We start from the raw sequence: 12,220 nt of genomic DNA, 5'->3' as shown, positions 1-12,220 counted from the left end.
TGTTTAAGGCCTTTTATTTTAAAGTTTTAAAAAAAAATAAAAATTATACAACTTATGAAAAGGAAACTACTAAATGCAGGAGCATTAGGTCTGTTTTTAGTGCTTGGAAATAATATACAAGCACAAGTAAAGGTAAAAGATAGCACAAAAACGAGAGCTATCGAAGAAGTGGTAATAGTAGCCTATGGTAAACAAAAAGCCAAAGCTATAGTAGGCTCTGTGTCTAGTGTAGGGAAAGATGTATTGTCCACTCAACAAACGTCTAATATTGCCACAGCGATACAAGGGAGTGTACCTGGAGTTAATATCATCGGCTCTTCTACACCTGGTTCCACACCTACTATACGAGTGAGAGGTATTGGTTCTATCAATGCAAGTTCAGACCCACTAATCATTGTAGATGGTGCTCAATATTCGGGGAGTTTATCTAACATATCTCAAGAGGAAATAGAGAGCATCAATGTACTGAAAGATGGTTCTGCAACCTCATTATATGGTTCCAGAGGTGCTAATGGTGTTATATTAGTAACTACAAAAAAAGGGAGAAAAGGAGCTCCTAGAGTTACAGTGCAATCTTCTTTAGGATACGCAGCTCCAGTTAATCAGCTTTACCCATTGATAGACAATAATAGATACCTAAATTACACTTGGGAAGCGTTAAGAAATTCTAAAGTAGCAAACGGAGTATCTGCAGATTTAGCAGGAGCTCAAGCCTCTGCTGAAGTTATCCCATTATTAAAATACAACCCATACAATGTAAAAACTCCTATAGATGCTAACGGACAGCTAGTACCAGGTGCTCAACTTTTATGGAACACCAATTGGGCTGATTATCTACTCAATCGTTCTGCAGAAAGAAGTGAAACTAGTGCTACCGTTTCTGGGGGAACAGACCAAAGCAACTATTTCCTTAGTGTAAACTACCTAAAACAAGAGGGTTCTGTTAAGACTACTGATTTTGAAAGGTTCTCAACTAGGTTGAACCTAGAAACCAAGATAAAACCGTGGTTAACAGCGGGGCTAAATACTGCCTATGTATCTCATAGAAGAAATATTCCAGATCAATCAGGGACAGGTTATGGTTCTCCTATGAATAGTATATACACCTTATCTTCGGTTTATCCAGTATACCGAAGAGATGCTAATGGTAACCTTGTATATGATAACAAAGGTAATCTTAGCTATGACTATGGTGGAGGAAGCCCACGTGTGCTTAACTCTCAAAGACCTTTTAGTAGAAATGTAAACCCTCTTGGGTATCTTTACGATAACACCTACCTTTACAGAGTAAACACCCTTACTCTAAACGGTTTTGTAAAAATAGATTTCTCCAAAGACTTATCGTTCCGTTCTAATTACTCTTTAGAACAGAACAACAACAACAACCACAATTACAGAAATAATAGATTTGGGGACTATGCCGCACAAGGAGGAGCTGTAATGGCTAGTAGAACTATTGCAAGTACTAAAAACTTCGTGAATTCCCTTAACTACAACAAGCAATTAGGAAACCACAATCTAACAGCTGACGCTATTGTAGAAACTTTTGACAGAACATACGACTATATGAGTGCTATGGGAGTAGGGTTATTCTCTGGAATAGAAACACTTAGTGGAACTACCAGTCCTAATTCGGTTTCTGGTCACCCACTTCAACAGAGATTGGTTGGGTTACTTGGAAGAGCGAACTACAATTACAAAGAAAAATATTTCGTAGAAGGGTCTTTCCGTAGAGATGGTTCTAGCGTATTTAGTAAAGAAACCAGATGGGGTAACTTCTTCTCGGTAGGTGGTGCTTATGTCGTAAGTGAAGAAAACTTCCTTAAAGGAAACAAAACCATTAGTTTCTTAAAGCTAAAATCATCTTACGGAGAGCTAGGTAATAATGATTTTACAGATTCACAAGGGGCACTAGACTATTTCCCATATCTAAACTCCTATCTTAACGGCTACTCCATAGGCTCTAATATAGGCGTAGTATTATCTTCACCTAAAGATGCCTTGATTACATGGGAAAAAACAGCATCTTTTAATGCAGGAGTAGAATTAGGATTATTCCAAAATAGAGTTAACCTTAATGTAGATTATTATGACAAGCGTTCTGTAGATTTAGTTGGTCCTCTCGTAACGGCAGGTTCTACTGGTGCAACCTCTATAACTACTAACATAGGTAAGTTAAAAAACTATGGTTGGGAATTTAGTATCAACACAAAAAATGTACGGACGGCTAACTTCAGATGGGATACTGGATTAAACTTCTCTTTTGACAGAAATAAAGTCCTTGCGTTAAGTGACGATAATAGACCTCAAACCGTAGGCACCAAAAGATGGGAAGTCGGTAGATCTCTCTACGATTTCTACATACAAGAATATGCTGGGGTAAACCCTGACAATGGTAACCCACTATGGTATAAAGATGTAACCGACGCTAACGGAAAGGTAACCAAAGTAACTACAGAAAGTTATTCCGAAGCGACACGCTATTACAATCGTAGTTCTTTACCTTTTGTAATAGGAGGTTTAAACAACTATCTCAAATACAAAAATTTTGATCTAAATGCACTCGTTAACTTCAGCTTTGGTTCTTATATCTATGATGGGGACTACGCTAGACTAATGAGTGGAAAATTTGATGGATATTCTAAGAGTGTAGATTTGGAAAGAAGATGGCAGAAACCAGGTGATGTTACAGATGTTCCTAGATTGAGCTATACCACATTACAAGAAAATCAACTATCTTCTAGATTCTTATTTAAAAATGACTATGTAAGATTAAAAGCTCTAAACATAGGTTATAATTTTAATAAAGAAGACAGCGAAAAAATAGGATTAAAGAGCTTAAGATTATTCTTACAAGCAGATAACTTATTTACGTGGCAAACCCGTAAGAATATAGACCCAGAACAAGCTCTAACTGGTCTTACTAACAACAGAACTTCTAATTTAAAAACCATATCATTCGGACTTAAACTTGAACTTTAAAAATTTAAAACAAATGAAACTAAATAAATTAAAAACTTTAGCTCTAGCTTCTCTACTACTAGGAAGCGTCTCTTGTCAGAGATATCTAGACGAACCTCAGCCTACTGATGAAGTTGCCCCAAGTCTAGTTTTTGAAAGTGCAGAAAATGCAGAAGGCAACCTTACAGGAATCACAAGCCTTCTAAGAGGAGGAGGTAGTACAAACATAGTTTATATATCCGTAGATGCTACTAACCTAGGAAGTGTTTACTTTGCACGAACGGTTAGAGGAGAGGATTTCATCGTTCCTAGCAACTGGTTTGCTTCAGATTATCAAAACATCAACAGACTAGGTACCTACTATAGAACTAAATTCACATGGGAATATTTTTACAAAATCATTCGCCAATGCAACGAATTTATGGACCGTGTTAACAGTAGTTCTAACATAACTGATGCTCAGAAAAAATCTCTTGTTGCTAGAGCAAAGGTACTCCGTGCTTTATCTTATTTTGAAGTTGTGCAAGACTTTCAGTTGGGATACAAGTATGCGAAAGACCTCCCTGCGGTTCCTATCTATAGCAGCTATAGTACAAAAGCTCAACCTCTAAGTACTACTGGAGAAGTTTATAATTTCATTACTAACGATTTAGAAACAGCTTTACCAGATCTTTCATATAGTAGAATATCCAAAGCTTTTGTAAACAAACAGGTTGCTTATGCTATCGCCGCTAGAGTGTATCAAGTAAAAGAGAACTGGCAAAAAGCAGCAGAATATGCAAAATTAGCTTATGGAGGAACCGTCAGCTCTGCACTTAATGCTGCAGAATACGCCGAAGGTTTCAAAAAATTAGACTCACAAGAATGGATACTAGGTTATGGGCAACAAGCAGGACAGTCTATCACATGGTCTCAAGCACCGCATTCTTTTACAGATTTATCTTTTGAGAATGATGGTTACAGTAATACCTATGTCAGCAAATCTCTATATGACTTGTTCTCTGATACAGATGTAAGAAAACTATTTGATGTAAATCCTTCTGTAAATAACCATACTAAATATAGTACTTATAAGTTTACTTTCAATAAAGATGCATCAGCGTGTCCTTATATCAGAACTTCAGAAATGATTTTAATAGAAGCCGAAGCAAGATACAGACTAGGACAAGAAAGCCAAGCTAAGGATTTATTATTCCAATTACAACAAAATAGAGACCCTAAAGCCGTAAAATCTGCTAATACAGGAGAAGAACTTTTTGAAGAAATTCTTATAGAAAGAAGAAAAGAACTTTATGGTGAAATAGGTGTAGAGCTCTACGATGCTAGAAGATTATCTCGTACTTTAAAGAGATCTTCATGGCACCAAGTTCCATTATCTTTTGGAGTGAATGACACTAAAATCATTTACCAATATCCTCAGCAAGAGATAGACGCTAATCCTTTCGTCCCTTCTGATATAAACAAAGACAGATAATAAGTTTTTTCATTTTCACTTCATATTAACCCGAAATAAGAGAGTCTTTATAGAAAGGCTCTCTTATTATTTTATATTAAAATTAAAAAACATCATTCTTTTAATAGCAAAAGAAAGATTTAGTCCTAAAAAAACTTTAATTTAGCAACCTCAAAATTAGCAGTATATGATTTACTCTCTACGAGGTATCGTTCAGGAGCTTAGCCCAACCCATTTAATTATAGAAACTGGTGGTGTAGGCTACTTTGTAAGCGTTAGTGTAAACACTTCTAAACACTTTTCCATTGGGAAAGAATCTTTAATCTACACACAACAAATCATTCGAGAAGACGCTCACTTGTTATACGGTTTTTCGGAGCTCAAAGAGAAAGAAATGTTTAACCTACTTATTTCTGTAAATGGTGTAGGACCAGCCTCCGCTATGATTATGCTTTCCTCACTAGAATTAAGAGAAATAGCACAAGCCATACTCTCTAGCAATAGTGCTGTATTACAAAAAGTAAAGGGTATAGGCACTAAAACTGCACAACGAATTATCATTGATTTAAAGGATAAAGTACTACATTTTGGAGCAGATGAATCTGATATTTCTACCGTTATTGATAATAAAGTGAAAGAAGAATCGTTATCTGCATTAGAAGTTTTAGGAATTCCTAAAAAAATGTCAGAAAAATTAGCAGACAAAATTTTGAAACAAAATCCAGAAATTCAAACGGAAGATTTAGTAAAACAAATTTTGAAAAATATTTAAAATAAGTGAAGCCACATCATTATAATTACACCTTACATAAATTATTATGGGTTTTAGGGTTTGTATTTTTTAGTAACCTTACCTACTCCCAAACAGAAAAAGACACTCCAAATTCTCAACCTCAACTTAGCCTTCCAAATCCTGTTCGATATGAGGCTTTTTACGATGTAAAAGAAGGCGTTTATTTCCTTTATCCTAAGATAGGAAACGTGGTTACAGGCACACCTATCGTAATGACACCTTCGGAATATGGTGCTTATGTAAAGTCTATTGGACTAAGAAATTATTACCAAGAAAAATCACTCCAATACGATTTGGCTAATAATCTAAAAGAGCCAAAAGATGCAGAGAAAAAAAGACTTCTTCCTAGCATCAACATAAAGCACAAATTATTTGAAACTATTTTTGGAGGTAACAAGATAGAACTTATCCCACAAGGATTCGCTTCTTTTGATTTAGGTGGACTTTACCAAAGAATTGACAACCCGCTTATTTTACCACAAAACAGAAAGAATTTCGCATTTAATATTCAGCAGAGAATACAGCTAGGCATACTCGGTAAGGTAGGCGAAAACTTACAACTAAAAGCCAACTACGATACCCAAAGTGGTTTCGCTTTTGAAAATAGACTTAATCTAGCCTGGCGAGCAAAAGGCACTTGGAAAGACCTACAATCCAAAACATTAGGAGAAAGCAAAAGAACAGGCGAAGATAAAATCATCAAGAATGTAGAATTTGGTAATGTTAATATGCCTCTATCTACTAGTCTTATGCGAGGTTCACAATCATTATTTGGTTTAAAAACCGAGTTTCAGCTTGGTAAAACTTACGGTACATTAGTCCTTTCTCAACAACAAGGCGAAGCAAGAACCGTAACCGCACAAGGTGGAGGTGTACTCAATACCTTTAAAATAAACGCCATAGATTACGAGGACAATCAGCACTATTATTTAGGGCAATACTTCTTCCAAAATTACGACAATGCCTTAGCGAATTATCCTCAAATCAATTCCAAAATCAATATTACGCGTATAGAAGTTTGGGTTCTTGACCAAACAGCAAGTAACCTACAAAATCAAAAAAGTATAGTAGCCGTAAGAGATTTAGGGGAAGGTTCTGCACAATATCCAAATAACACACAAAACAATCTCTACCAAAGCATTAGTGCCTTAGCTGGTATCAGAGATGCTAATACAGCCTATTCTACTATCAATCAGCAATCATTTCCCAACGCTTCAGGTACTCTTGAAACTTATACAGACGGTGAACAGTTCATTTTTAACAGAAGAGCGAGAAGGCTTAATCAAAATGAATTTACATTTCACCCGCAACTAGGGTATATATCCTTAAACCAAAGGCTTAATGACAACCAACTCTTAGCAGTTTCTTACTCTTACACCGTTAATGGTTCTAACCAAGTTTACAAAGTGGGAGAGTTTTCGGAGGAAAGTTCGGTTCTTGTAACCAAATTACTAAAGCCCAATGTTTTAGTAAAAACCACTTCTCCTATGTGGAACTTGATGATGAAAAACATCTATAGCCTTAATGCTAACGGGGTAACTTCGGATAAGTTCTTCCTCAATGTATATTATAGAGACCCTAAAAACGGGAAAGTTAACTATCTACCTAACACACCTGTACAAGATACCAACCTTTTAAAACTCCTAAATTGGGACAGGCTCAATCTCAATAATGACTTACAATCCAACGGAAGTACTTTAGGAGACGGTTTATTTGACTTTGTTAATGGCATTACCATAGACCCTGCCAATGGAAAACTTATCTTTACCAAAGCTCAGCCTTTTGGTAGTTTTATGGCAAGTACTTTAGGGAGTAACGACCCTCAATTCGTATTCTCGGAGTTGTACCAACAACAAAAGCAAGTAGCTACACAAAACCCTCTGGCGCAAAGATATACCATAGAAGGACGCTACCAAGGTGGGCAAGGGCAAGGCATTTCTCTAGGGGCGATAAATGTGCCTAAAGGCTCCGTACGAGTAACTGCCAACGGAGCTCAACTTACAGAAGGAGTAGATTATACCGTAGATTATATGCTAGGGCAAGTTACCATCATCAACGAAGCTCTTAAACAATCGGGACAAGCCATCAATATCTCTTTAGAAAACCAAATGACCTTTAATACCCAAAGACGAAGATTTTGGGGATTGAATTTGGAAAGAAAAATCAGTGATAAATTTATCATTGGGGCTACTGCAATGAATTATGCCGAAAGACCACTCACCCAAAAAGTTCAGATGGGGCAAGAAGCAGTTAATAACACAATGTTGGGTATGAATCTTATGTATAATAACGAGTTACCTTTCCTCACAAGGCTTACCGATAAGATTCCGCTCATCAATACCGAAGCACCGTCTCATCTTAATTTTAAGGCAGAAGCCGCCTATCTTATACCAGGACAAAATAAGGATATTAACGACCAAGCCTATGTAGATGATTTTGACCAAACCACCTCAAAAATATCACTGAAAGAACCTGCTCTTTGGGCTTTAGCATCTAAACCAGAGAAAAACCCTAATGATATTATTTTTAGAAACTCGGCATTAGACAATGATGTTAAAAATGGATACGGTAGAGGGCTATTATCTTGGTATTACATAGACCCTAGATTCTACGGTGTAGGAGGTAAAGCCCCTAATGGCATCACTGCTGATGCGTTGTCCAACCACGCCTCACGCCGTGTGAGAATGAACGAACTTTACAACAGTAGAGATTTCGTTGCTGGTGACCAAACCTATACCAATACCTTAGACGTTACCTACTACCCTACCGAAAGAGGTCCGTACAACTTAAACCCAGCCAACGAGTCTACTGCGGAAAGATGGGCAGGTATGATGAGACCTATCTCTGTCTCTAACTTTACCAACGCCAATATCGAGTATGTAGAATTTTGGCTAATGGACCCCTACGCCGATGGAAAAATATTGGGGAGCAGTCCTAAGCTACTACTTCATTTAGGAAATATATCAGAAGATATTCTGAAAGATGGCAAACTACAATACGAGAATGGATTGCCCACGCCTGATACTCCTACAAGAACTTCTGAAAGCAACTGGGGAACTCAGCCAGACCAGCAGCCTATACTCTATGCCTTCTCATCAGAAGGGGCTAATAGAACGGCACAAGATGTGGGTTATGATGGTTTAGATAATGTTCAGGAAGCCGCCAAATTTGGCACTACTTTCATCAATCCTGTGACTAATCTTACTGACCCTGCCGCAGACGACTTCGTATTTTACCTTTCTACACAATTTCAGGGTGCATTAGCCTCTTCGGTAGTGGAGCGTTATAGATATTTCCGAAACCCAGACGGAAACTCCAAAGCCAACTCAATGGAGGTAGCCTCTCAAATGCCAGATGCAGAAGACCTCAATGGCGATTTTAACCTAGACCAAAGCGAAAGCTACAACCAATACACCATCAGTCTAGATAAAGCCAATTTAGTTTTAGGAAAAAACTTTATCGTAGATGAAAAGGAAACCGAAGCCAAATTCCAAAACGGACAAGTAGGCAAAAACAAATGGTTTTTATTCCGTATTCCTGTGAAACAGTTTGACACCGATGCAGGAGAAGCCAGCGAAGCTATCCTAAATAATGTGAGATTTGCAAGAATGATTCTTAAAGGGTTTGACGAAACCTCAACACTAAGATTTGGTACTTTTGATTTGGTGAGGTCAGACTGGAGAAAATTCACTAAAAACATTGCGGTTATCAACGAATCAGACGAAGGCAACTACAATATAGATAATTCTAACTTTGAAGTAGGTAGTGTAAATTTGGAAGAAAACTCTAGAGGTACGCCGCCTTATGTTATCCCTCCCGGTATAGACAGACAAGTGCTAAGCGGAACCACTGGAGCTCAAAGACAAAATGAGGCTTCTCTTTACTTAAAGGCAACCCACCTTTCCAAAACGTCCCACGCTTCTAGAGGCGTGTTTAAAAACGTAGCATTGGATATGCGCCGCTATGAAAAACTGGAGCTTTTCGTACACGCCGAAGACCTTAAAGACGTTACTTCTAACAAGCTAGACCCGAACGCTAAATTCTTTATCCGTCTAGGAAGTGATGCCATAGACAACTATTACGAATACGAGTCTTCACTAAAATACACTGCCAAAAATGCAACCTCTCCACTAGACATTTGGCCTGCAGAGAATAGCATCAACTTTAATCTAAAAGAGTTCATCAATGCCAAACTAAGGAGAGAAACCGCAGGGATAAACCTAGACCAAAGGTACAAAGACCAAGAGTATGGCGATGCACATAAAGCCATCTTTACTAAAGGTCGCCCTAGTTTAGGAAACATTTCTACCATCGTGATTGGGGTAAGAAACACGGGTGCTGATTCTAAAGATTTAGTACTTTGGGTGAATGAAATTCGCCTTTCTGGGATAGAAAACAAAGGGGGCTATGCAGCTAATGCCAACCTCAACTTTAACTTAGGCGATTTTGCGAATGTAAATGCCAATGCCGCCATTTCTACCATAGGCTTTGGCTCTATAGACCAGAAACCGGTCCAAAGACAACAGACACAAAACTCCGCCTTCTCTATCAACACTACCGTGAATGTGGATAAATTCCTTCCTGAAAAAACAGGGCTGAAAATCCCAGTTAATTACTCCTACGCTCAAACCATTGAAGACCCCAAGTACAACCCTCTCAATGACGATGTACTCTTTAATGAAGACCCTAAAAAAGACCAACTTAAACAAGTGGTGAGAACTTACACCCAGCAAAGAAGTTTCGGGGTGGTAAATATGAGAAAAGAAAGAGTAAACTCCAAGAAGAAACCTAAGTTCTACGATGTAGAAAACTTAGCCCTTACAGCAGTTTATCACGACGACTATTACAGAGATATCTACACCAAGAAAAACTACCGACAAAACCTAAAGGCTTACATAGACTACAACTACAACTTTAAACCTTGGGTTCTAAAGCCGTTTAATAAACTGATAAGCGACACGGCTAAAATAGCCCCTTATGTAAAATGGGTTAAAGAGTTTAACCTCAACCCTATCCCTACTCGTTTCTCTTTCCGAACCGAATTGGATAGAGATTATAGCGAATTGGAATTTAGAAACATTGAAGCCCTACTCAATGGCAATGGCTCCCAAAACTTTGATGTCCTTAAAAACCGAAATTTCTTCTTTGGTTGGCAATATAACTTAGGATTTAATTTCACTAAATCTTTCAAAGCCGAAATATTCTCTGCCACTAGAACTCTTAACGATGATTGGATGGTGAATACGATGGACACCAAGTCTATCTTCCAAAACCCTTTTAAAGTGGGACGACCTGTACTCTACAACCACAGAATACAGTTTAATTACCGTTTGCCTTTTGAGCACTTCCCTTACCTAGATTTTGTGAATGCGGAGCTGGGCTATGGGTTGCAATACAACTGGAATGCAAGGTCTACCGTTCTCCTCAATAGTGCGAGTGGAAACTTAGGAAATGTAGCTCAAAATACCAATAATAAGGTAGCTACTGCTTCGGTAGATATTCCTTTGTTGTTGGGCAAATTCAATTACTTTAAAAAGTTAGACTCTATCCGACAAGGACGAAACAGAGAGATAGACTCGCTTAATCAGGTGTACGAAAAGGCTTTTGCCAATAAAAACAGCCGTAGAAGATTCCAGTTTAAGCCCTACCGCTTCAAGCACCGGCTATCTTTAACGCAAAAGGTAATGTCGGCTTTAACCTCTATTAAACAAGCCAACTTCAACTTTAATGAAAACAACGGTACGGTGCTGCCTGGACTACTTTCGGAACCTAACTTCTTCGGGCTGGGACGAGGCGGATTTGGAGGACCTACTAAGGGCTTCTTGCTAGGGTCTCAAGCCGATATTAGGAGGATAGCCGTAGAGAACAACTGGGTATCCCAGTCGGAGTACCTCAATGAGCCTTATACCCAAATGAGCAATAGAAACGTTACCGCTAATGTCGTTATAGAGCCTATAAAGGATTTGAGGGTAGATGTTAATTTCCTCCAAACTTACAACAAGACGCTTACCCACGGTGGCTTTAATATAGATTTGGACGGCAACCGTGCCAATGGCATACAGTTCTCTTTTGCTAACGAGATGATAAGCTACTCCAACACGGAGTTTCTGCTAGGTACTACTCTAAAAAGCAGCACAGAGATATTCAACGCCATTAAGGAGAGAGCCAGAGCATTTTCTAGGCTGAATAATGGAGCCTTGATGGCTGACGGCTTTGTAGAAGGCTATGATATTGCCAATACCTATGTTTTAGTACCAGCATTCCGTGCTGCTTTGGCAGGGAAATCGGTTTCTATGAAGAACCCTACCCGCCCGAACTTCCCACTACCCAACTGGCGAGTTACCTATTCTGGACTTAAAAATATCCCGTTTATCAGCAGCCAGTTTGAAAAGTTTGATATACAACACGCCTACACCTCTACCTATACCGCCACGGGGATACAGTCTAATATAGACTATCACAACAACCCCAACGCACGAGATGTAAGAGGCAACAGGCTCAACCCTTATGTATTTTCTCAAGCTATGTTTGTAGAGGAGTTTGCACCTTTTGTAGGGGCTGATGTTACGATGAGAAACCATATGCAGTTTAGAGCCCACTACAACAGAAACCGTATGTTCTTGCTAGGCTTAGTAAACCATACCCTAACCGAAGACTCTGGCTCCGAGTATGTACTAGGTTTTGGATACATTTTAAAAGATTTAAAACTAAAGCTAAGGTACAAAGGCAAAACTAAAGATATTAAGAGCGACCTTAACATCCGTGCCGATTTCTCGTTGAGGGACAACAAGACGTCCATCATCAATATATTAAAAGATGATGCCCAAGTAACGGGAGGGCAGCGTATGCTAGGCATTAAAGTATCGGCGGATTACAATATGTCCCAGAACCTCAACATTCGTTTCTTCTACGACCAACTGATGACGAAGTACAAAATCTCCACGGCATTCCCACTATCCACCATTAGAGCTGGGCTATCTGCCACCTTTACATTTGGAGAAAGGTAAACCGAA

The 12,220-nt window shown here is 38.5% G+C and carries 4 protein-coding genes; all 4 read left to right on the top strand.

All coding sequences use genetic code 11. The features are described from left to right. Positions 1 to 54 precede the first annotated feature (54 nt). The gene (locus tag D1003_RS07515; RefSeq protein WP_153936319.1) at positions 55 to 2,982 is read left to right on the top strand and encodes a SusC/RagA family TonB-linked outer membrane protein; all 2,928 of its coding nucleotides are present in this window, start codon (positions 55 to 57) and stop codon (positions 2,980 to 2,982) included. 13 nt (positions 2,983 to 2,995) lie between these two features. After that, entirely contained in the window at positions 2,996 to 4,435 is a 1,440-nt protein-coding gene (locus D1003_RS07510; RefSeq protein WP_153936318.1) for a RagB/SusD family nutrient uptake outer membrane protein, read from the top strand. A gap of 166 nt (positions 4,436 to 4,601) precedes the next feature. Further along, positions 4,602 to 5,186, top strand: coding sequence for a Holliday junction branch migration protein RuvA (gene ruvA / locus D1003_RS07505; RefSeq protein ID WP_014937999.1), 585 nt, complete (start codon positions 4,602 to 4,604; stop codon positions 5,184 to 5,186). A gap of 5 nt (positions 5,187 to 5,191) precedes the next feature. Next, positions 5,192 to 12,214, top strand: coding sequence for a cell surface protein SprA (sprA, locus tag D1003_RS07500; RefSeq protein ID WP_311709950.1), 7,023 nt, complete (start codon positions 5,192 to 5,194; stop codon positions 12,212 to 12,214). Positions 12,215 to 12,220 lie beyond the last annotated feature (6 nt).

This window comes from Riemerella anatipestifer (genome assembly GCF_009663465.1).
In the GTDB taxonomy this organism is placed as follows: Bacteria; Bacteroidota; Bacteroidia; order Flavobacteriales; family Weeksellaceae; genus Riemerella; species Riemerella anatipestifer_C.
The sequence above is the reverse complement of the archived record's forward strand: the minus strand, read 5'-3'. Positions and strand labels throughout refer to the sequence as shown.

Bases quoted from the DNA above. Each gene is read 5' to 3' on its own strand.
- D1003_RS07515 (WP_153936319.1), top strand. From the start codon at position 55: ATGAAAAGGAAACTACTAAATGCAGGAGCATTAGGTCTGTTTTTAGTG.
- D1003_RS07510 (WP_153936318.1), top strand. From the start codon at position 2,996: ATGAAACTAAATAAATTAAAAACTTTAGCTCTAGCTTCTCTACTACTA.
- ruvA (WP_014937999.1), top strand. From the start codon at position 4,602: ATGATTTACTCTCTACGAGGTATCGTTCAGGAGCTTAGCCCAACCCAT.